Source organism: Paenarthrobacter aurescens (assembly GCF_025421775.1).
Taxonomy (GTDB): Bacteria; Actinomycetota; Actinomycetes; order Actinomycetales; family Micrococcaceae; genus Arthrobacter; species Arthrobacter aurescens_B.
The window spans coordinates 118303-140389 of record NZ_JAOEFX010000010.1; the positions used below are offsets into that span (position 1 = coordinate 118303).

At 63.9% G+C, this 22087-nt stretch carries 19 protein-coding genes and 1 riboswitch; of the genes, 10 read left to right on the forward strand and 9 right to left on the reverse strand.

The window, feature by feature from the left end; all coding sequences use genetic code 11:
• Positions 1–50: 50 nt before the first annotated feature.
• Positions 51–1442 carry a pyridoxal phosphate-dependent decarboxylase family protein gene (locus N7568_RS19570; RefSeq protein WP_261611443.1) on the forward strand — a complete coding sequence of 464 codons (1392 nt, stop codon included), beginning with the start codon at positions 51–53 and terminating at the stop codon, positions 1440–1442.
• On the opposite strand, the gene N7568_RS19575 is transcribed toward N7568_RS19570, so the two are convergent.
• The 4 genes from N7568_RS19575 to N7568_RS19590 form a co-directional block, all read right to left on the reverse strand.
• A complete protein-coding gene (locus tag N7568_RS19575; RefSeq protein WP_261611444.1) occupies positions 1439–2452 on the reverse strand; it encodes a dolichyl-phosphate beta-glucosyltransferase in 1014 nt (337 codons plus the stop codon). The genes N7568_RS19570 and N7568_RS19575 overlap by 4 nt on opposite strands.
• A gap of 170 nt (positions 2453–2622) precedes the next feature.
• Entirely contained in the window at positions 2623–3465 is an 843-nt protein-coding gene (locus N7568_RS19580) for a hypothetical protein (protein ID WP_261611445.1), read from the reverse strand.
• Between the two features lie 3 nt (positions 3466–3468).
• Positions 3469–3629, reverse strand: a riboswitch (cyclic di-AMP (ydaO/yuaA leader).
• 99 nt (positions 3630–3728) lie between these two features.
• Positions 3729–5261 carry a sensor histidine kinase gene (locus tag N7568_RS19585; RefSeq protein ID WP_261611446.1) on the reverse strand — a complete coding sequence of 511 codons (1533 nt, stop codon included), beginning with the start codon at positions 5259–5261 and terminating at the stop codon, positions 3729–3731.
• Between the two features lie 3 nt (positions 5262–5264).
• Complete coding sequence (locus N7568_RS19590; RefSeq protein ID WP_261611447.1) at positions 5265–6005, reverse strand: response regulator transcription factor; 741 nt, start codon at positions 6003–6005, stop codon at positions 5265–5267.
• 624 nt (positions 6006–6629) lie between these two features.
• Here N7568_RS19590 and N7568_RS19595 point away from each other — a divergent pair.
• Positions 6630–7496 carry a winged helix-turn-helix domain-containing protein gene (locus tag N7568_RS19595; protein ID WP_261611448.1) on the forward strand — a complete coding sequence of 289 codons (867 nt, stop codon included), beginning with the start codon at positions 6630–6632 and terminating at the stop codon, positions 7494–7496.
• A gap of 113 nt (positions 7497–7609) precedes the next feature.
• Positions 7610–8134 carry a SixA phosphatase family protein gene (locus tag N7568_RS19600; protein ID WP_261611449.1) on the forward strand — a complete coding sequence of 175 codons (525 nt, stop codon included), beginning with the start codon at positions 7610–7612 and terminating at the stop codon, positions 8132–8134.
• On the opposite strand, the gene N7568_RS19605 is transcribed toward N7568_RS19600, so the two are convergent.
• Together N7568_RS19605 and N7568_RS19610 are read right to left on the reverse strand one after the other, a co-directional pair.
• Positions 8131–8457: a hypothetical protein gene (locus N7568_RS19605; RefSeq protein ID WP_261611450.1), complete on the reverse strand. Its 327-nt coding sequence runs from the start codon at positions 8455–8457 to the stop codon at positions 8131–8133. The two genes, N7568_RS19600 and N7568_RS19605, sit on opposite strands and share 4 nt — an antisense overlap.
• Before the next feature lie 116 nt (positions 8458–8573).
• Entirely contained in the window at positions 8574–9491 is a 918-nt protein-coding gene (locus N7568_RS19610; protein WP_261611451.1) for a LysR family transcriptional regulator, read from the reverse strand.
• A 72-nt stretch (positions 9492–9563) separates the two neighbouring features.
• On the opposite strand from N7568_RS19610, the gene N7568_RS19615 reads away from it, so the two are divergent.
• The gene (locus tag N7568_RS19615) at positions 9564–10475 is read left to right on the forward strand and encodes an EamA family transporter (protein ID WP_439898999.1); all 912 of its coding nucleotides are present in this window, start codon (positions 9564–9566) and stop codon (positions 10473–10475) included.
• Positions 10476–10516: 41 nt separating this feature from the next.
• On the opposite strand, the gene N7568_RS19620 is transcribed toward N7568_RS19615, so the two are convergent.
• Positions 10517–11995 (reverse strand): gamma-aminobutyraldehyde dehydrogenase, encoded by a 1479-nt coding sequence (locus N7568_RS19620; protein WP_261611453.1) that lies wholly within the window; start codon positions 11993–11995, stop codon positions 10517–10519.
• Between the two features lie 115 nt (positions 11996–12110).
• On the reverse strand, positions 12111–12797 hold the full coding sequence (locus N7568_RS19625) for a TetR/AcrR family transcriptional regulator (protein WP_261611454.1): 687 nt from the start codon (positions 12795–12797) through the stop codon (positions 12111–12113).
• 179 nt (positions 12798–12976) lie between these two features.
• Between N7568_RS19625 and N7568_RS19630 the strand changes: the two genes are divergently transcribed.
• The 6 genes from N7568_RS19630 to N7568_RS19655 all read left to right on the forward strand — a co-directional run bounded on the left by N7568_RS19630 (position 12977) and on the right by N7568_RS19655 (position 21353).
• Positions 12977–14680, forward strand: coding sequence for an amidohydrolase (locus N7568_RS19630; RefSeq protein ID WP_261611455.1), 1704 nt, complete (start codon positions 12977–12979; stop codon positions 14678–14680).
• Positions 14677–16377 carry an ABC transporter substrate-binding protein gene (locus tag N7568_RS19635; protein ID WP_261611456.1) on the forward strand — a complete coding sequence of 567 codons (1701 nt, stop codon included), beginning with the start codon at positions 14677–14679 and terminating at the stop codon, positions 16375–16377. Before N7568_RS19630 ends, N7568_RS19635 begins: the two co-directional genes overlap by 4 nt.
• Position 16378: 1 nt before the next feature.
• Positions 16379–17410, forward strand: a complete 1032-nt coding sequence (locus N7568_RS19640; protein WP_261611457.1) for an ABC transporter permease — start codon at positions 16379–16381, stop codon at positions 17408–17410.
• A complete protein-coding gene (locus N7568_RS19645; RefSeq protein WP_261611458.1) occupies positions 17407–18264 on the forward strand; it encodes an ABC transporter permease in 858 nt (285 codons plus the stop codon). Before N7568_RS19640 ends, N7568_RS19645 begins: the two co-directional genes overlap by 4 nt.
• The gene (locus N7568_RS19650) at positions 18261–19868 is read left to right on the forward strand and encodes a dipeptide ABC transporter ATP-binding protein (protein ID WP_261611459.1); all 1608 of its coding nucleotides are present in this window, start codon (positions 18261–18263) and stop codon (positions 19866–19868) included. The genes N7568_RS19645 and N7568_RS19650 overlap by 4 nt, the downstream gene beginning before the upstream one ends.
• A 66-nt stretch (positions 19869–19934) precedes the next feature.
• On the forward strand, positions 19935–21353 hold the full coding sequence (locus N7568_RS19655; RefSeq protein WP_261611460.1) for an NAD(P)/FAD-dependent oxidoreductase: 1419 nt from the start codon (positions 19935–19937) through the stop codon (positions 21351–21353).
• 77 nt (positions 21354–21430) lie between these two features.
• On the opposite strand, the gene N7568_RS19660 is transcribed toward N7568_RS19655, so the two are convergent.
• The gene (locus tag N7568_RS19660) at positions 21431–22051 is read right to left on the reverse strand and encodes a hypothetical protein (RefSeq protein WP_261611461.1); all 621 of its coding nucleotides are present in this window, start codon (positions 22049–22051) and stop codon (positions 21431–21433) included.
• Positions 22052–22087 lie beyond the last annotated feature (36 nt).

Genomic DNA, 22087 nt, shown 5'->3' on the forward strand with positions numbered 1-22087 from the left:
TGCCGGGTTAAAGACTGTTCCAAGCGGTGAACCGGGCGTAGGCTGTGCGCATGTCTGCGATGCCGGAGGCGTACGGTGCTGCATTGGAGCGGGCCATGGTCCACGCCGGTGATTGGCTCGCGTCGGTCCCAACACGTTCAGTCCGCCCTTCGTCCGACGCCGATGAGGTCGCCAGGAGCATCCTGCCGAGCCTCCCTGACGAAGCCACTGATGCCGCCGAGGTAGTCGACGAGCTCGCTGCACTGGCTGAGCCCGGCCTGATGGCGATCCAGTCCGGACGGTTCTTTGGGTGGGTCATGGGTGGAACCCTGCCCGCTGCCATGGCCGCCGATTGGCTCGTCTCCGCCTGGGACCAGAACACGGGGCTGCGCTTCGCCACTCCTGCAGCCGCTGCCATCGAGGAATCGGCCGCCGCGTGGCTTTTGGACCTTCTGAACCTACCGGCGACTGCCGACGTCGGATTCACCACTGGCGCAACCACCGCCAACTTCGTGGGGCTGGCAGCGGGCCGCCAGTACCTGATGGACGAAGCAGGGTGGGACCTCGAGGCGCTAGGCCTCAACGGCGCCCCACCCATCACCACGTTTGCAGGACGTGAACGCCATGCCGCAGTGGATCTGGCTTTGCGGTACCTCGGCTTGGGGGCGTGCATACCTGTTGCTGCTGACGAAGAAGGCAGGATCCTGCCGGACGCACTGGCCGAGGCCATGGATCAGCAACCAGGGCCGTCGTTGGTCTGTCTCCAAGCGGGCAACCTGCATTCCGGCGCTTTTGATCCCATGGAGGAAGCCATTGCGGTGGCCCACGATCGCGGAGCGTGGGTGCACGTGGATGGCGCTTTTGGTTTGTGGGCTGCTGTCAGTCCGACGCTGCGGGCCCGCCTGGCCGGAGTGGAAGAAGCAGATTCCTGGGCCACGGATGCCCATAAGACCTTGAATGTTCCTTACGACTGTGGCTTGGCAATCGTCGCGAGACCGGAAGCCTTGAGGCGCGCTTTCAGTGTTCACACCAGTTATCTCATTGCCACGGATGCCGGGCCGGGGGATCCTTTCGAGAAAGTGCCTGAGATGTCCCGCCGGGCCCGTGGGATCCCGGTGTGGGCGGCCCTCCGCCAGCTGGGCCGGTCCGGAGTCATCGCCATGGTGGAGCGACTCGCAGCGAACGCCCGCGCATTGGCCGAGGGCCTCGCCGCGATCCCTGGGGTGGAGGTTCTCAACGACATTGCGTTCACGCAGGTATCAGTGAGCTTCGGCAGTGATGACCGTACACACCGCATCACCCAACGACTCATGGCTGAGGGAGTGGTGTGGATGTCCGGGTCGTCGTGGCGCGGCCGCGAAATTCTCCGGATCTCGGTGAGCAACTGGACTACGGACGCCGGGGACGTCGCCGCTTCCATCGCCGCCGTTCGTGGCGCGGTGGAAGCTGAACCGGAGTCCTAGCCCACCACGTGGGCCGCGTGGAGGACGACGAACACCACGGCAGCGGACACCGCGGCCCAGCCAACTAAACGTCCCACCAGCCCTGTCACCGCGGACGCCGCCGTGGGTGGAGGCATGCGGCCGATGTCCCGGCGGAGCTCCCTGAAAGGAACCAGCCCCCTGCCAAGATCGCGTCCCAGGCGCGCTACGCCGCGCAGGTCGGCAAGCGCGGTGCGTACGACGTCGACACTTGAGGTGGGATCGTCGGTCCAGTCAACGGGGACTTCGTGAACGCGCAAACCACAGCGTTCGGCGATCACCAGGAGTTCGGTGTCGAAGAACCAGCCGTCGTCCGTCGTGTGTGGAAGGATGCGGTGCGCGACGTCGGCGCGGACGGCCTTGAACCCACACTGGGCGTCGGAAAAGCGTGCCCCAAGAACCACGTGCAGCAGGAAGTTGTAGCTGCGGGAGATGAATCCGCGGTGGGGACTGCGGGCCACCTGCGAGCTCCGTGCCAGCCGCGTGCCGACGGCGAGATCCGAATGGCCCGAGAGCAGCGGTGCCAGAAGGGGAGCGAGGGCCGACAAGTCCGTGGAAAGGTCTGCTTCCATGTAGGCGAGCACGGGTGATGGCGAGAACCGCCAGACGTGGCGGAGTGCGTTCCCGCGACCCCTTTGCTGGAATCGAACCACTCTCAGTTCAGGCAGTTCACGGGCCAAGCGCTCGGCGATCCTCAGGGTGTTGTCCGAGCTGCAGTTATCCGCCACCGTGATCCGGAAGGTATGCGGAAAGGAGTCTGTAAGGTGTCCGTGCAGCCTGCGCAGGTTCTGTTCCATGCGGGCTTCCTCATTGAACACGGGAAGGGTGACGTCCAGGACCGGGACGGCAACGCGGGTGTCAATGGGGGAGCGTAGGGCTTGTGGCCCAGCTTGGGCAAGGCCCTGCTGTGCGGTGCTTAGCGCCGCGCCGCCGAAGCGCGCCGAGGGGAACCGTCGTGGTGGAGCGCTGGTAGATGGTTCTGTGAGCGTCATGTTTCCAGAATGGGCCCGCCGATTAAGAGGGCTTTAGGTGGAAGCTGTGACCCCACTGTGAACCATGGACGGCACCTGTGAAACGCAAAAACCGCGCCGGTTCCCGCCATCCGCTCCAGTGTGTACTGGTGCGAACGACGGGAACCGGCGCGGTGATCAAGCAGTCTGGCTTAGTACCAGTTGTTTGCCAGGTGGAAGCCCAGGGCGGCTGACGGGGATCCGTAGCGTTCCTTGATGTAGTTCAGGCCCCACTTGATCTGGGTCTGGTAGTTGGTCTGCCAGTCAGCACCCGCAGTTGCCATTTTGGTAGCCGGCAGCGACTGGACAATGCCGTAAGCGCCGCTGGAAGCATTGGTGGCGGTGGTCTTCCAGTTGGATTCCTTCTCCCACAGGGTGTTCAGCGCAGTCATTTCGCTGGCGCTCCAGCCGTAGTTGCCAAGGATGCTGGCAGCGTAGGCTTTGGCGGCGGCGGGGTCGTCCACGGCCTTCGGGGCGGCGGCAGCAGCTGCTGCTTCCGCGGCGGCGGCGGCAGCAGCGGCGTCGGCGGCTTGCTTGGCTGCAGCATCAGCGGCGGCCTTTTCAGCGGCAGCCTGATCTGCAGCGGCCTTGTCAGCGGCAGCCTTCGCAGCGGCCGCTTGGTCCGCGGCGGCCTTCTCGGCAGCGGCTTTCTCAGCAGCGATCTTGTCCGCAGCAGCACGGTCAGCTGCGCCCTTTTCGGCAGCAGCATTCAGCGAAGCGGAGATCTCAGCTGACTTGTTGTTGCTGACCTGGGCGTTCGACTGGGTTTCGGCCACCCGGCTCACCTCAGGGAGGGTCAGAGCGGCATTGGCGGCCGTGCCGAGCGATGCAACGCCCAGTGCGGCGGCAACAACACCGGCAACAACCGACATGCGGTGGCCGGACTTGCCTTGGCGGGCGGCGTTCTTGAGGACAGCCTGCGACTTGGTGAGCGGTGCGTTGTGTTCGTCGCGGTGACGCGCGGAAGGGCGCGTCTGATCGTTAAATTCAGACATGTGATTACCTCTCAGCGCCTGCGGAGTTAGCTGTCGGGTTCGGATGAGGTCATCCGGCCGCGCATCACGCTGCGGCTTCACCCCAAGGGCCGGCAAAAATGCCTGGGCCCGGAGACTCTGGGTCCCCCGTCTCTGCCTCGGAGAAAGAACGGACTCCGGGAAGTGGCAGAGCTCGGCGCATCCCGGATGTGGGTCAGTTGGGGCGACCCACCCTTTCGACGGTACAGGAGGTTTCCGCAGAAGTCACATTTAGGTAACAGAGATCACGACGCCGGTGAGTCGCCTTGCCGGATTCGTCGTACGCGTTCGGTGCTGACGGTGGGGAGTCGAAGGGCGAACTCAGTGCGCCCCGGCCTGGACGTTACTTCGACACTTCCGCCGTGGGCTTCGACGATTGATTCCACAATGGACAGACCCAGCCCCGAGGTGCCCTCGGATCCTGACCTGGCGGTATCGGCGCGGGCAAACCGCGAGAAGATCCGGCTTTGGAAGTCTTCCGCAATGCCGGGGCCATTGTCCGTCACAGTGACCACTGCGCTGCCGTCGGCGGAGAGCATGACGCCGGTGACCACCGTGGTGCCGGCATCAGTGTGTTTGCGCGCGTTGGACAGCAGATTGGCCAGCACCTGGTGCAGTTGCGTAGCGTCACCGCGGACCGTGACTGGCTCCTCGGGAAGTTGGAGTTGCCAGATGTGGTTCGGTGCCATGACTTTCTCGTCGCTGACAGTTTCGATCACCAGTTGGGTGAGGTCCACGTCTGTGACCTTGACCGGCTGGCCCTCGTCCAGCCTGGCCAGCAGCAGAAGGTCCTCCACCAGCGTGGTCATGCGTTCGGACTGGCTTTGGACGCGGGCCAACGACTTCCTGCCATCGTCCGTGAAGTTTTCGGTCATCCTCAGCAGCTCTGTGTAGCCGCGGATGGCGGTCAGCGGCGTGCGCAGCTCATGAGAGGCATCCGCCACGAACTGGCGCACTTTGGTTTCGCTTTCCTGGCGGGCTTCCAGTGCGCTGGAGACGTTGTTCAGCATGAGGTTCAGCGCATGGCCAACGCTGCCGACTTCCGTTCCGGGATGGGCGGCCGACGGCGGTACGCGCACCGCAAGTGCCACCTCGCCGGCGTCGAGAGGTAGCCGCGAAACCTTCGTGGCCACCTCGGAGAGCTGCTCCAGCGGCCGCATGGTCCGGCGGATAATGACCGTGCCCACGAGCCCGATCACCACCAGGCCGCCGAGCGACACCAGCACCATGGTCCACACGAGTGAGGCTTCGGCGCTTTGCTTATCCGCAAGGGGCAAACCTGTCACGATGACGTCGTCATACGTGGTTTTGACCGCCACCAGCCTGTAGTCGCCATTGGACAGCGAGCGGTCCACGGGCCTGTTGTCCTTGGGGAGCGAGAGCAGGACCTGCTCATCGTCATTCGAGAGCGACACGCGGTTTCCCTGGGCGTCGATCAGTCCCGAGCTTCGCACGGTTGATCCGTCGATACGGGCGTTCAGCGTTCCCGCCGCCTGGCCACGCGCCTCCAACGGATCCGGTCTTCCCAAGGGACTGGAAGGAAAGTTCGACGGCGGCCGGCCGAAGTCATTCGCGCGGCTGGACGCCTGCTCCAACTGCCTGTCGAGCTGTTTGTTGAACACCATGTCCATGGACGCGTAGCTGACAACCCCTACGGCTCCGCAGATTGCCACCAACAAGGCCATGGCCACCAGGACCAACCGTGTGCGCAAGTGCCACGTGGAGGGGTTGAGCCAACTGCGCTGGGACGTTTTGGCCACTCCTGAAAGTGTGCTCAACGCCTAGTCCGCAGGCTTGATGACGTAGCCGGCTCCACGGATGGTGTGGATCATGGGCGGGTGGTTGGCTTCGATCTTCTTGCGCAAGTAGGAAATGTAGAGCTCCACGATGTTTGCCTGGCCGCCGAAGTCGTAGTCCCACACGCGGTCCAGGATCTGTGCCTTGCTGACCACCCGTTTGGGGTTCTCCATGAGGTAGCGGAGAAGCTCGAACTGGGTTGCGGTGAGGGGGATGTCATCGCCGGCGCGGGTCACTTCGCGGGTGTCCACGTTCAGGGTGAGGTCACCCACCACCAGCTCGGCAGTGTCCATGGCGGCCACGCCGGACCTTTGGACCAGGCGGTGGAGGCGCAGGAGGACTTCCTCCATGCTGAAGGGCTTGGTGACATAGTCGTCACCGCCGGCAGCCAGGCCAACAATGCGGTCCTGCACGGCGTCCTTGGCCGTGAGGAAAAGTGCCGGAACTTCCGGTGCGAAAGTGCGGATGCGGTTAAGGACCTCGACGCCATCGAATCCGGGCAGCATGACATCGAGGACCAGCACATCCGGGCGAAAATCCTTGGCCATCTTCACTGCCGCCGGACCATCGCCCGCCACCGCTACCGACCAACCTGCCATGCGCAGGCCCATGCTCATGAGCTCGGCGAGGCTGGGTTCGTCATCCACCACCAAAGCGCGGATAGGAGAGCCGTCCGGGTGGGACAGCTGGGGAAGGTTGTTGGTCATGGAGTGCGGGGAAGCCATGGGACAACTCTCCGTTCTGCTGGTGAGCCAGCGCTTTGCCCGTCCTGTGAGGACGCTGTGAAGTCAACACTAGCGAGGGGGCTGTTTCTACAGCTTGTAGCAGATTTTTTCCCGAAAATTTGACGAGCGAGACTACCCGCGATTGGACAACAAGTGTTTCAGATCGTGAGATTCCGCCATTGGCTGGATCATGGGGGCCGCGATGCACATGATGCCCGATCTGCCGAAGGAAATTCACTGTATGGCGAAAGTTTCTTGTTTCAATCGAATGAAATGGCGTTCATTTACTGGGCGGACTGAATTGTGATTTGCGACACAATAGACCTCTGTGTCTCAAAATGTGGACGGTTCGACGCTTTGTTACTTGCGTGTTGCCATTGTTACGTTGCACACTTCCAATGTGAACAAGAACTCAACAGCACCTGCAGCCGCAGCAACCTGGTCCAGCACACCCGCTGGCCATGATGACCGCTGTTGTCGAATGCAAGCCTAACTTTCCACCCCAAGAAGTTTCAGGCATTCGCCCCCTAGCCCAGCGTTGGGCGCCCCTCCCCAAACTCATTGCGGGGACAACCAGCATTCGAAGCCGCGATGACGGCTATTCACTTTTGAGGTAAGCACTCCATGTCAGTTGCATCTGGATACGTCCACATCTCCGTCCGTAACGCCAACAAGGCCGCGTCAAACGCAGGGCTCCGCCCCGGTTTCGGCAACCGCCCCGGCTACGCCCCCGCCCCTCAGGGCGCAGGCCAGCAGGCTCCCGGTTACGTTCCCCAGGGCTACAACCCCAACTCCTATGGCCAGTTGCGCGCAGTCCCCACCAGCGAGCCGGCACCCATGACGGCCCCCACCCCGGTGATCGCCCAGTCCGACAGGCTCCGGCCCGTTGCCAACGACAATGTGGCCCGCGGCTTCGTGCTGTACATGGGCATTGACGAAGAAACCGCGGCAGCCGCGGGAACGTCCATTGCCAAGCTTGCCCAGGAAATCCGCGCCTATGCGCAGTCGCTCGTGACCGGCGCCGAAAGCTACGCGGCCGTCGCCGTTGCCCCCGCCGGGGCACCCGGGTCCGCCCTCGACGTCGTGCGTTCCACTTTCGGCGACCCCACCGTTGCCTCTCGTCAGCGCGCCGAAGCCGCACGCCCCGCGCCGCAGCAGGAATCCCGCCCGTCCGGCGTGCTGATCGACCTCGCCCGCCGCGAAGTGCACCTCGACGGCGAGTCGCTGAACCTCACGTTCAAGGAATTCGAACTCCTCAACTACCTCGTCGAAAACGGGACCCGCACGGTGGGCCGCGACGAACTCCTTGAGGGTCTGTGGCGCAATGCCGAAGAGGTGCCGAACGAGCGCACCATCGACGTCCACATCCGCCGCCTCCGCTCCAAGCTGGGCCGCCTCGCCAACACCGTGCGCACGGTCCGCGGCCAGGGCTACCGCTTCTACGAGCACCCCGAGGTTATCGTTTGGGCTGCTCCGGAATACTCCATCTAGCAACTGCTGCAGCCGAAAGCGCCTGTCCCGGAAGGGGTGGGCGCTTTCGCTTTCGCGGAACGATCCCGCGGCGGGCGCTACAGCGCCCTCCCTGTGGCCGATAGGGTTGGCCTATGAGTGACCATCACATAAAGCGCCTGGTGATTATGCGCCACGCCAAGGCTGATTGGCCCATGGGCGTGCCTGATCATGAGCGTCCCTTGGAGGAGCGTGGGCATCGGGAGGCTCCGCTGGCCGGTAAATGGCTGCTCAAGCACGGTGTGGTGCCTGACTTCATCCTGTGCTCGTCCGCGCTCAGGACCCGGCAGACCTGCACCTGGGTCTGTGACGAGTTGGGGGACAAAGCGCCGACGCCGAAACTTGAGGATGGTCTGTACGCCGCCTCCGCGAACCGCATGTTGACCGTCATCAACCACGTCCCGGACACTGTGACCACGCTGATGGTTATCTCGCATATGCCTGGCGTCCAGGATCTTGCGATGCATTTGGCTTCCCGCGACTCGGACCACGACGCTTACATGGATGCCGCTACCCGCTACCCAACGAGTGCGTTGACGGTAATGGAAACGGAAAAATCCTGGGCTGAGCTGGATGGGCAGGATGCGCGGCTGACGCACTTCAAGGTGCCCCGCCACTAACCCAGGTTGCTTTGATCCCCGTGCGCCAGCTGCGGCATGCACATGCAGCGGATCTCGAAGACGGGCAGGCCTGCGGCTTCTTCGCCGTGTCCCGTGGCGATCAGGTACTCGCCGTCGAACATGTACACCGGGAGTTGCGGTGCCATGTATTCGTTGTACCGGCTGGGGTAGACCCATTGGCCCTTGATGTCGAACGCCGGAAGTGCGTATGGATCCCGCCGGTTGTGGGCGCTCGGATAGAGTCCGTCGTCGATCATGATGTAACTGACCAGACCATAGGTGTGGTGGTGGTTCATGTCCGTGGGAAAGAGGATTGCTTCCACAGTTGGGCCCCTTCAGGAATTCGACAGGCTGCGCTACGGATGGCGCAGGTAGCTAGGTAAGGTTAGCCTAAGCTAACAGTCGCCAAGGCGTCGAATGTTCCATTGTGTGACGTTGATCAACCCTGTGGCAGAGGCAGCTCAGCGGCTACTTCCCGCAGCATGCGCACGGCATGCCGGATGTTGGGGCTGGCGGTCATCGTCTTGCGGTACACCACGCCGACGGATCGTTGCTGGACGGGGTTTATCACGGGAATCGCGATGACGCTGGCGGGGAACGGGGGCCGGCCGAGCCGCGGTACAAGTGCCACGGCCACGCCCTGCTCCACCATGGCGATGTGCGTGGAAAAGTCGGGATCGTAAACGCGGATATCCGGAACCCGTCCCAGTCCGGCGAAGATCTGCAGCAAAGCCTCGTTGCAGATGGCCCCTGTGGGTGTGCTGATCCAAGTCTCATCGAGCAAGTCCTCACGCTCGACGGCGGTGCGGGACGCGAGCGGGTGGGTGCTGTTGACCAGTACATCGGCTTGGTCGATGCACAGGTCTTCGTGCACCAGGTTCTCCGGGATGACCAAGGGAACGGAGTTCCAATTGTGAACCACCGCCAGTTCCGCTTCGCCGGAGGCCACCCGTTGCACAGCTTCACGGGGGTCCTCTGCCAGCACTGTGATATCCAACGAGGAATGGGCGGCAGCCATTCGCCCGAGCATTGGTCCCACCAGGCCCCGGCATGCAGTCGAGAAAGCCACCAACCTTAAGAGGCCGGAGGGTTTAGCGGGATCTGCCAGCAGCGTGGCCTGCAGTTCCTCCAGCTCACCCATGATCCGGCGGCCGTAGCCAGCCAGCGCCAGCCCGCGCTCGGTCAGGAGGACCCCGCGGCCGTTCCGCTCGAGCACGGCAACGCCGGTTTGCTTCTCCAGTTTCTTGATCTGTTGCGAGACCGCGGACGGGCTGTATCCCATCACATCCGATGCGGCCACCACCGATCCGTGCTGTTCCACGGCCACGAGCGCCCTGAGGGCTGAAATGTCGATCATGAAGCAAATCTACGCTGTCCCATGCGTAAATCAACGCTGGTGCTTCAAGGTAAAGAGGGGCAGAGTGAACTTGTGAACCTTCGCCACTCTTCCCTCGCCATCGTGGTCGCCGTTCTTTGGGGCATCAATTTCGTCGCGATCGACCTCGGACTGCACGCCAACGGCAGGGAAGTTCCTCCGCTCCTGTTCGTTGCCATGCGTTTCCTGCTCGTCGTCTTTCCCTTCATCCTGTTCATCCGGAAACCGGACGTTGGCTGGAAGGCGATCATCGGCGTCGGGCTCTTCATGAGTGCCGGGCAATTTGGCCTCCTGTACCTGGGCATGGCCCTCGGGATGCCGGCGGGCCTGGCGTCGCTGGTTCTCCAAGCCCAGGTCTTGTTCACTATCCTGCTCGCGGCGCGGTTCCTCGGCGAAAGGCCCAGCCGCCGCCAGATGGCCGGGGTGGTGCTGGGCATGGCAGGCCTGGGTGTGGTGGCTCTGGGGCGAAGTGCCGTAGCGCCGGTCCTTCCACTCATGATCGTGCTGGCCGCGGCACTGTCTTGGGCGATCGGCAATGTGGTGGCCCGGCATTCAAAAGCAGCGTCCGGCCTGGGGCTGGTGGTGTGGTCCGGCGCGGTGGTGCCGCTTCCGTTGGCGGGATTGTCGCTGGCGGTGGATGGGCCGGACACCGTATGGTCGACGCTCACGGACCTCCAGCCAGCCACCATCCTGAGTGCGATCTACACTGCGGTGTTCGCCTCGTTGGTGGGCTACGGCATCTGGAACCGTTTGTTGTCGCTGTACCCGAGTTCCGACGTCGTGCCGTTCACCTTGCTTGTGCCGGTAATTGGGATGACGGCGGCTTGGCTGGTCCTGAACGAGATTCCCACGCTGACCGAGGTCCTGGGCGGGCTGATCCTGCTCCTGGGCGTCGCCACAGCGGTGCTCGGTGCCGGACGCAAGCGCCCGGATGTGACCGTTGCGGGGCCCGCGCTGCGCGTCTAAAACCCCTATGAACGCGCAAAGCGGGCCCCACAACGGAGGGATCAGCGGAGGGCGAAGATCGTCCGGTGCCAGTCCTTTTCCGCCGCGCCTTCCAGCTCGATCATCACGTGCTTCACCTGCGTGTATTCCTCAAAGGAGTATGCGGACATGTCCTTGCCGAAGCCGGATTGCTTGAACCCGCCGTGGGGCATTTCGGAGATGATCGGGATATGGTCGTTGACCCACACGCAGCCGGCCTTGATTTCGCGGGTGGCGCGCAATGCCCGCTGGAGGTTGTTTGTCCACGCTGATGCTGCGAGTCCATAGACGGTGTCGTTGGCCAACTGGATCGCTTCGTCGTCCGTGTCGAACGGGAGGACCACCAGAACCGGGCCGAAGACCTCGTCCTTGACGATTTCGGAGTCCGGTGCTGCGTCAACCACCAGCGTGGGGCGGTAGAAGGCGCCGTCGGCCAAGCCCTTGTCAGTCGGAGCGTAGCCGCCGGCCACCACTTTGCTGTAGCCGCGGGCCCGCTCCACCATTGCCGCTACATGGTCCCGCTGTTTGAAGGAAACGAGGGGGCCCAGGTCTGCGTCTTCATTCCCCGGAGTGCCCAGGACGATCCCCTCGAAGCGGGCGGAGACTTGGGCCACGAATTCCTCATACACGCTCCTGTGCACGATTGCGCGGGTTGCCGCGGTGCAGTCCTGTCCGGTGTTGATGAGCGAACCGGCCACTGCGCCATGGATTGCGGCGTCGAGGTTGGCGTCGTCGAACACCACGAAGGGTGCCTTTCCGCCGAGTTCAAGATGCACGCGTTTGGCGTTGACGGCAGCAGCTTCCAGAACGGTGCGGCCAACGGCGGTGGAGCCCGTAAACGAGACCATGTCCACATCCGGGTGCCGCATGAGTGCTGCGCCGACGGTGGCGCCATCGCCCACCACCACGTTCACCACGCCGTCGGGCAGCCCTGCGTCCGTGAGCGCCTGCGCGAACATCAGCGACGTCAACGGCGTAATCTCTGCGGGCTTGAGCACGATGGTGTTGCCGGCGGCGATGGCGGGAAGGATCTTCCATGCGGCCATTTGGAGGGGGTAGTTCCACGGCGCAATGGATCCCACCACGCCGATGGGTTCCCGCCTGACGGACGAGGTGTGCTGTGGGGAGTACTCCGCGGTGGCCTTGCCCTCGAGGTGGCGTGAGGCGCCCGCGAAGAAGTCGATGTTGTCGATGGTTCCCGGGACGTCGAATTCGCGGGTCAGCCGCAGCGGTTTGCCTGTCTGGGAGCTCTCGACCCGGGAGAAGTCATCCGCACGTTGTTCCATGATGCGGGCGAATTTCTGCAGGATGCCGGCGCGCTCGCCGGGCGCGGTGCGGGACCAGGCCGGGAAGGCGCTGCGGGCCGCTGCCACTGCCGACTCAAGGTCGGCCAAGGAAGCGAGTCCCACCGTCTCCACTGTTTCCGAGGTGGCTGGATTGATGACGTCGAGGCCGTTGCCGGAGGTGCCGGACAGGAGTCTTCCGTTGATGAACTGGTGCATGTGGGTGCCGCGCTTTCCCTGCCGGGCGTCGCTGTCCGGGCAGTGATGAATGGACGACGCCGGGTGGCGTCGTCGTGTGGTGAAGGGAGGGTTGCTTACGTGGCCGGGCAGGCGCTCAGGCCCGCGGGCCCTGGGTGCTTTCGCGTTCGGCGCTATCCAGGATGGCGGTGAGGCCGGCTTGGAACGCCTTGAGCGAGTCAAGGTTTTGGAGTGCCGCGTGGTGCTTTTCGAGAAGCGGGTGCCCGGTAATGCGCGTGAAGACCCGGGGGTTGAGCCAGGGATCGTGGCCCTCGGAATCAGGGAGCCGCTGGATCTCCACAGCAATCCCGGCGCCGAGCGCGAGGGTGTAGCTTTCCAAGGCTGCGTAGTAATGCACCACGCGGTCCTCGGCCAGCCCGGCATCCGTCAGGCACTGGAGGACGAACTCAATTGCCTTCAACTCGCCGGGGCCGTAAGTGTCCGTGGCGAAGGACTCACTGCCCAGCGAAGGATGCTGCATGAAGACCCTGAGCAGTTCATCCAGGTAGGCCTCAAGCCGGGTGCGCCAGTCCTGATCGCGTGCCGAGCCCAGGGTGCGCTCGACAGACATCATAAACAACTGGTCCAGCGCTGCCCGGACGATCGCGTCCCGGTTCCGGAAATGCCTGTAGACGGCGGTGGCGTCCACCTCGAGTTCCTGTCCCAGCCGGCGGACAGTCAATCGCTCACCGAGTTCCTGGCTGGAAATCCGGAGGACGGCGTCAATGATGCTGGCTGGGTCCAGGCGCGTGCGGCGGTCCGTCGACTGTGCTGGTTGCACCATCAGTTATCCGCCTTCCATGCGATCCCCGGTTGATTATCAACCTACATGATTCATGGCTGCCTCCTTTCGAGGACAAGTCAAAGTCTTTGTCAGCAGTGATGTCAACACTGTTGACTTTAATGTGATCCGGCTCATAGTGTGTCTCGCAGAGTTGAATTTCCCCACGAAAGGACTCGAACGTGCACGCAGAGATTTTGTTTGAGAACGGATGGGTGTACACCGGCAATGACGCCGGACCCATCCGGGCACACCTGGCAATAGCGGACGGCCGGATCATCGCCGTCGGCAGCCCTGAAACCGTCAACGGAACAGTCACACCGGACACCCGCCGGGTGGACCTGCAAGGGCAGTTGGTGCTTCCCGGTTTCCAGGACGCCCACATCCACCCCATCTTTGCCGGGATTGAGCTGCTCCAGTGCGACCTGACGGAGGTGGCCAGCGCAGAAGAGGCTGTAGCCACGGTTGCCCGGTATGCCGCGGAAAACCCGGATGAACCGTGGATCCTGGGAGCCGGGTGGTCCATGGATCTCTTCCCCGGCGGCACTCCCGGGCGGGAGTTGCTGGATGCCGTGGTGCCGGACCGGCCCGTGTACCTCGTCAACAGGGACCACCACGGGGCATGGGCCAACACTGCGGCGTTTGCGGCCGCGGGAATCGGTGCAGGAACACCTGACCCGGAGGGCGGACGGCTGGAACGCGAGTCTGATGGGACTCCTGCCGGCACTGTCCATGAAGGTGCCATGGACCTGTTCAATGCGGTAAAGCCGGCAGTGCCCTATGAGTTGGCGTACCAGGGGCTGCTCGCATCCCAGCAGTTGCTGCTCGCCCAGGGCATTACGGCCTGGCAGGACGCCTGGGTTCCCATCCCGGAAGGCGGGCACGCCGATCATCTGGACGTCTACAAGGACGCGGCGAAGGCAGGGGACCTCAAAGTACGGGTCACCGCGTGCCAGTGGTGGGACCGGACAGCGGGCATGGCCCAACTGGAAAAGATCCTGGAACGCCGCGATGACGTCCGGGAATCGTTCGACCCCCTGCAGCTCAATGCCAACACCGTCAAAGTCATGGTGGACGGTGTGGCCGAGAACTACACGGCCGCCATGCACCACGTCTATCTGGACCACCACGGCCACGACACGGACAACCGCGGGATCGAGTTCTTCGAGCCGGAGCAGTTGAAGGAGTTCGTCACCGCGATCGATGCCGAGGGCATGCAGGTTCACTTCCACGCCCTCGGCGACCGTGCTGTCACGGATGCCCTGGACGCGCTGGAAGCAGCCCGCGACACCAACGGCGCCAACAACAACCGGCACCACCTGGCCCACCTTCAGCTGGTGCGCGGCGAGGACATTCCCCGTTTCGCAGAGCTGGGAGCCGCAGCCAACGTGCAGGCGCTCTGGGCCTGCCACGAAGAACAAATGGACACCCTGACGCTCCCGTTCCTCGAACCCGGCGCCGAGGACAGGCACTACCCCTTTGGCGAGCTGGCCGCGGCAGGAGCCCGATTGGTGGCAGGGAGCGACTGGCCCGTCTCCACCGCGGATCCCGTCGCTGCCATCCACGTGGCGGTTAACCGCACAGCCCCTGGTGAGGACCTGCCGCCGCTGGGCCCCGAGTCACAGAAGCTCAGCCTCAAGCAGATCCTGGACGCCTATACCCACGGCACGGCCTGGATCAACCACCTGGACGCTGAAACGGGAACGCTGGAACCAGGGAAGCTGGCCGACCTTGCCGTCCTGGATGTCAACCTCTTCGACCTACCCGAAGAGGAACTGCACCGGGCGGTGGTGACGCAGACGTGGATTGGGGGCGAGTGCGTCTTTGACCGCGCAGCAGCCGCCACACCGATTGCCGCAACCCGGCCCGCCCCGGTGATGCCATGAGGCCGCGTAGGGCGAAACCGCACACAGCGAACGGCGCCGTGCGCTTCAAACGGCGGACGACGCCGTCGCGCATTACCACGGTGACGGTGGCCGGCGTCGTGCTCGGCTTGGTCCTGGGCGGCTGCGGCACGCGGCCCGCCAGCGTGACCGACGCCGCGGGCGGTGCCAAGTACACCCTGTCCGACTCCACAGAGGCGCCCACCAAGGAGATCGACAACTTCAACTGGGCCATGTACGCCGAACCGTTCTCGCTGGACTACGCCTACGCCTTCGATTACCCGGACAACACCGTTCTGTCCAACGTGTGTGAGTCGCTGTTCCGCTGGAACGCGGACCTGTCCACCTCGCCCGGCCTCGCCACGGGAGTGGAGAATCCTGACCCCCTGACATGGGTGTACACCATCCGCCAGGGGGTGAAGTTCCACGACGGCACGGAGATGACGGCGGACGACGTCGTTGCGTCCCTGAGCCGCCATATCGATCCGGAAGTGGGTTCTTTCTGGGCGTCGTCATACCAAAACGTGGAGTCCATCGAGAAGACCGGCGATTACGAAGTCACGGTTACCACCACGCGTCCGGACTATGTGTTCAACAATTCGTTGGTTGGCGCGCCGGGTGTGGTGGAGTCCGCCAAGACCCTTGAGGAAGCAGGCAAGGACTACGGGAACTCGAAAGCGGGCGTGAACTGCACGGGGCCGTTCCAGTTTGACCAGTGGGAAGCGGGGGAGAGCATCACCCTCAAACGCTTCGACGACTACTGGGATCCGGACCTGAAAGCCAAGTCGAAGCAGGTCACTTTCACCATGCTCCCGGACGCCACATCCCGCATCAACGCCTTCCAAACCGGCGAAATCGACGGCGGCTTCGCGATCCCGTCCAATGCGATCGACATCCTCAAGGCCAACAAGGATGCCGGGTCCCTGTACTTCGGCAATGACACCTCCGTGCAGAGCATGGTCTTCACCAACCTGGCCGGGACCTTCCAGGATGTCCGGGTCCGCAAGGCACTCATGATGGCCATCAACCGTGAAGCGCTGATCAAGGCCGCGGAGCAGGGATACGCAAAAAGCACGGACGCGCTGACCACCAGAAGCGTGTGGAAGGACGTCCCCGCCGCCACGGCTGATGAGGCTTTTGACGGTCTCCTCTCCACGCCCTATGACCTGGAAGAGGCAAAGAAGCTGGTGAAGGAAGCCGGAGCCGAAGGCAGCAAGTTCGTCTTTGCCACCGCCTCCCTGAATGCCGCGTTCGACATCACGGCAAGGGCCATCGCATCTGCGGCCAAGGAGATCGGTTTGGAACCGGAAATCCAGACCATGTCCAACGACAAATACACCACTCTGTTCTCCGACCCGGAGGCCCGCAAGAACGTGGACCTTCTGGTGACCTCCTGGTACCTCTCCAGCACCGAACCCCTGGAAATGTACAGCGTGCTGCGGACCGGCGACTTCAGCAACTACGGCGGCTGGAGCAACCCGGAATTCGATGACCTGGTGAACTCCGCGTATAGCGTGCAGGACCCGGAAGCCCGCGGCAAACTCACCGGCCAGGCCGCCAAACTAGCCAGCGAAGAAGTGGTCTGGGGGCCTCTCTACGAGACCGTCACCTCCATGTGGCTCGGCAAACGCATCACCGGCGCGGACCCGTCCATCAACTACATGTACTACCCGTGGGCAGCCCAGATAGGAGGTCGTTGACATGACCGCTACAGATCACGTGCAGGCGCCCGCCCCGGCGCAGGGCGGCGCCGCACGCAAACGGGCCAAAGACAGGGCAGTTCGTCCCACTGTGTACATCCTGAAGAAGCTGGTGTCCTTGGTAGTGACGTTGTTTGTCGCGTCCCTGGCGGTCTTCTTCTCCCGCTTCCTTGTCCCGGGCGACCCGGCACGCTTCCTGCTCAGGGGACGCAGCCCCAAGCCCGAGGCACTGGAAGAGATCACGCGTCAGTTCGGCCTGGATAAACCGGCATGGGAACAGTACCTGAACTGGCTGGGCGGCATCCTGCAAGGAGACTGGGGACGCTCGCTGACCTACCGCCAGGACGTGTCGGATGTGCTGCTCGGACGGTTGCCCACCACCCTTCAACTCGTTGCCTTGGCCGCAGTGTTCATCACTGTCCTTGGGTTGTTCGCCGGGATCGTGGCCAGCCTCAACAAAGGCTTTGGTGACCGCTTCATCCTCATCACGCTCACCGCCGCGGGTGCGGTTCCACCGTTCGTTGCAGCCATCGCGTTGGTGGCGCTGTTCTCGGTGGGCTTGGGATGGTTCCCTTCCTTTGGAAGCGGCGACGGCGGCTGGGACCGGATCTGGCACCTCACCCTCCCGGCGCTCGCCTTGGGCATCACCTACATCGCCATGGTGGCGCGGGTGACCCGCTCATCCATGAACGAGCAACTGCTCCGCGAACACGTTGAGGTGGCAACCAGTCGCGGCCTCACCCGCGGATCCGTGGTGGCACGCCACGTGCTTCGCAATGCACTTGGCCCCATCCTCACCGTGAGCGGCGTGCTGGTTGCCGGCCTTCTGGTCTCCAGCGCCATCATCGAGCGGACGTTCGGCCTCTCCGGCATCGGACAGCTCCTGGTGCAATCCATCGACAGGCTGGACTTCGCCGTAGTCCAGGCAATCGTCATGGTGGTAGTGGCAGCCTTCGTCCTGGTCAACACCGTGGTTGACCTCATCCAGCCCCTCATTGATCCGCGTATCGCGGCCGGAACGGAGTCCCGATGACGTTAGCCATCCAGCTGCCGCAGGCAGGCCTTCGCCGCTACGGCAGCCTCCTGTCACCCATGGCGTGGGGCGCGCTGGCCGTAGCCGCCGCCGTCGTACTTCTTTCCCTGTTCGCCCCGGTCCTGGCGCCGTACGACCCTGACTACGTGGACCTCAACAACGTTCTGGCCGGTCCCGGCCCGCAACATCTGCTGGGGACCGACGCGCTGGGCCGTGACCTTCTCAGCCGGCTCATGCACGGAGGGCGGACCTCGCTGCTGGGACCCACCATCGTCGTGATCGGATCAACGGTACTGGGACTCCTGCTCGGCCTGGTTGCCGGCTGGTCCGAAGGCTGGCTGGGCAAGGTCCTCGGCAGGCTCTTCGATCTGCTGTTCGCCTTCCCCGCGTTGCTGATGGCCATGCTCGCCATCGCCTTGTTCGGCAAGGGGCTCTTCGCGCCCATCCTGGCCATGACCATCGCCTACGTGCCGTACGTGGCCAGGTTGGCCCAGTCCCTGGTGGTTGCCGAGCGCAGCCGGCCCTATGTCCAGGCTTACCGCGTGCTCGGATTCCGGACGCCGTGGGTGGTCCTGGGCCGGGTGCTGCCCAACCTCATTCCCACCGTCGGCGCCCAATCAACGCTGAACTTCGGCTACGTGCTGGCCGACCTCGCAGCGCTCTCCTTCATCGGTCTAGGCGTTCAGCCACCCACCAGCGACTGGGGCGCCATGATCGAGGAATCCCGGGGCGCGCTCCTGGGCGGCTACATCCTGCCCGCCTTCTGGCCCGCCTTGGTAGTGGTCCTGGTGGTGGTGGCCGTCAATGTCATCGGCGAGGAACTTTCAGACCGCATCGGAGGAAAACTGTCATGAGCCAGCTCCTGAACATTGAAGACTTTACCCTCGGCTTTCCGGACAGGCCGCCGCTGCTGGACAGCGTCTCCCTGCACGTGAACGACGGCGAAGCGGTCGCCTTGGTGGGGGAGTCCGGCTCAGGCAAGTCCCTGACCACCCGGGCAGCGCTGGGGTTGTTTCCCGGCGGCTCCGAGTTCTCTGGAACCGTGTCTGTTCAGGGCCTCGATACCCTGACGGCTAACAAGCAGCGGCTCATGGAGTTGCGGCGTGGCCACGCTTCCATGATCTTCCAGGACCCCCGGGCCGGCATCAACCCCGTCCGGACTGTGGGGGACTTCCTCACGGAGACACTGCTCCGGTTTGACGGGCTATCCCGCGCCGAGGCTACCGAACGCGCCGTAAAGCAACTTGAGCAAGTGGGCCTGCGCCGCGCCAAGGAGCTCATGGACCAGCACCCGCACCAGCTCTCGGGCGGCATGCTCCAGCGGGTGATGATTGCCGCTGCACTGCTCAACTCTCCGGACCTGTTGCTGTGCGACGAACCCACGACGGCGTTGGATGTCACCACCCAATCCGGGATCGTCAGGCTCTTGCGCGAAGAACAGCAGTCACGGGGAATGGGCATGCTCTTCATTACGCATGACCTGAATCTCGCCGCTAGCATGTGTGAACGCGTCTACGTGCTCCGTCGCGGCACCGTGGTGGAGCACGGCCCGACGCAGACAGTCTTCCAGATGCCACAGCAGGACTACACCCGGCAGTTGGTGGAGGCGACCCCCATTATTGAGCTGGGCGAGGTGCCCGCCGTGGAGGCGTCCGCCGCCCCACCCCTGCTGCAGGTTTCAGGGTTGTCCAAGACGTACCAACTGCCCCGCGGAGACGTCATCACCGCCTTGGACAACGCCGGGTTCAGCCTCCCTGAGGGTGGTTCCTTGGGCGTCGTGGGTGAGTCGGGTTCCGGGAAGTCCACTTTGGCCCGGCTGGTGGTGGCGCTGGAAACTGCCACGGTGGGAGAACTCACGCTCCACGGCGTCCCCCGGCCTCGACGGCCACTCAAGGCCGCCGAGCGCAAGGTCCTGGCCAAGGACGTCCAGATCGTTTTCCAGGATCCCTACCTGTCCCTGGATCCACGCATCCCCGTAGGCAACGCCGTGGCTGACGTGTTCCGGCTTCACCAGCGGCAAGGACGCAAGCAGGCCAAGGCCAGCGCAGCAGAACTCCTGGGCAGGGTGGGAATCGGACCGGACCGGTTCGACGCCCGGCCACGGGCACTTTCGGGTGGCCAGCGGCAGCGTGTGGCGTTGGCCAAGGCACTCGCTGCCCGGCCCCGGCTCCTTGTCCTGGACGAAGCCACCAGTGCCCTGGACGTCTCCGTCCAGGCGCAGGTCCTGGAACTCGTGGAGGAGCTGCGGGATCAGTTCGGGCTGACCATTCTCTTTGTTACGCATGACCTGGCCGTGGTCTCGCGGCTCTGTTCCGAGCTGATCGTGATGCATCAGGGACGGATCGTGGAACAGGGGCCCACGGCCCGAATCCTTGAGGACCCCGGGGACGGCTACACGAGGAACCTCATCGCCTCCCGTCCCCGTCCCTTGTGGGACGCCGAACCGGTCACTGCCTGAAGCAGCCCGGCCATCAACACGAGTCCCGGCGCCACGTTAAGGCGCCCAGAAACAGGAGAATTTCCCGTGAATACCACCGTTTTCGAACGGAATGTCCCGCAGGCCGCCGTCGTGGCCAATGCCTTGGAAGGTGCCGCCCACCGGCCCTTCTGGATCGACGACCTGAAGGACGCCGCCACGCGCTACCCACAACTCGACGGCGACGCGGCCGCCGACCTCGTGATCGTCGGCGGCGGATACACCGGGCTATGGACAGCGCTGCGCGCCAAGGAACGTGACCCCGGCCGGACAGTGATCCTGCTGGAAGCGGAGCGTGTGGCGTGGGCTGCCTCCGGCCGCAACGGTGGCTTCTGCGAGGCCAGCCTGACCCACGGCCATGAGAATGGCAAGAACCGTTGGCCGGACGAATTGGAGACCTTGGACCGGCTGGGTATGGAGAACCTGGACCGCATGCAGGAGGCCGTGGAGAAATACGGCATGGACTGCGAGTGGGAGCGCACCGGCGAGCTCAACGTGGCGGTGGAACCCCACCAGGTGGCCTGGCTCCAGGAGGACGACAGCCCCGGAAGTGTCTTTCTGGACCAGGAAGCCATCCGCGCCGAGGTCAACTCACCCACCTACCTCGCCGGACGTTGGCATAAGGATTCCGTGGCCATGGTCCATCCGTACAAGCTCGGGCTCGAACTTGCCCGGGTGGCTACAGAGCTGGGCGTCCACATCCATGAGGGCACGCGCGTGCGTGACCTGAAGGACCACGAACACGGCGTCACCGTAGTTACCGAACGGGGGAGCATTGAGGCCGGGCACGTCGTCCTTGGCACCAACGTGTTTCCGTCCCTGCTGAAGCGGAACCAGTTGATGACGGTGCCGGTGTACGACTATGCGCTCATGACTGAGCCGCTCACCGCGGAACAGTTGGAATCCACCGGGTGGACCAAGCGCCAGGGAATCGGGGACGTTGCCAACCAGTTCCACTACTACCGCATCACCAAGGACCACAGGATCCTGTTCGGTGGATACGACGCGCTCTACTTCTGGGGTCGGCGGGTGGACCAACGGCACGAACACCAGCCCGCGACGTGGGAGAAGATCGCCTCGCATTTCTTCACGACGTTCCCGCAGCTGGAGGGCCTGAAGTTCACGCACAAGTGGGCCGGACCCATCGATTCGAGCACGCAGTTCTGCGCATTCTTTGGGACAGCCCGCAAGGGCCGGGTGGCGTACGCGGCCGGTTTCACGGGGCTCGGAGTGGGAGCTACGGCTTTTGCAGCCGACGTGCTCCTGGATCTGTTGGCCGGATTGGATACGGAGCGCACGCGCGTGGAGATGGTCCGGAAGCGCCCGCTGCCGTTCCCGCCCGAGCCGTTGGCTTCACTGGGCATCAACCTGACGCGTTGGTCCATGGACCGGGCCGACCATAACCAGGGAAAGAGGAACCTCATCCTCAAAGCACTCGACGCCGTGGGGCTGGGTTTCGACTCCTGAGTCTCCCCGTTGTGGGGCCTGGTCTGCGCGTTGGATCCCGGGGATGCGTGGAGAGCGGGCCTCGCAACGCAGGGTGGTTAGCGCTTGGGGGCCGGTTTGCGTTGGGCGGAAGCGTTCGACGCCGGCCGCTTGGCTGGCGTCGTTGGCGTACGTGGTGCGGGGCGCTTGACGGCGGGGGTCTTCGTTGCGCCGGAAGTACGCGGCGTCGCAGCAGCAGGGCGCTTGGCGGGTGTCCCTGCGCGGGGCGCCGGTTTGCGTGGCGCGGGGGTGCGCTTTGCCGCCGGCGAGGGTCGTTTGGCGGAAGCCGGTGCCCTCGAACCAAACGAGGGCACCACTGCGCCGAGGAACATCACTGCCAGCGTCCCGACCCCAGCCGCGGCGGCCAGGTAGAAGTAGATGTCAGAATCCTTGGTGCTCACGGCAGTACCCAAGGCGTTGGCATCCTGGTTGAATGCGATACCCCACATCCGCAGGAACGCGATGCTGCACCCGATGAAGAGGCTGGTTCCCACTGCGCCGAGTATGACCACGAGGTAGCGCCGGCGGTTGAAGACCTGCACCAAGGAGGCCAAATAGCAGACCAGCACGCTTCCAAGGAACAAGTACAACACCAGTTCCTCGAGCACAACGGCGGCCAGCACCAAGAGCCCCAGCGACACGAAGGCGGCCACTACCGCAAGCTTTCCACTGTTCCCCATGTGACGCATGAGGTTAATCATCGCCGACCAAGTGGC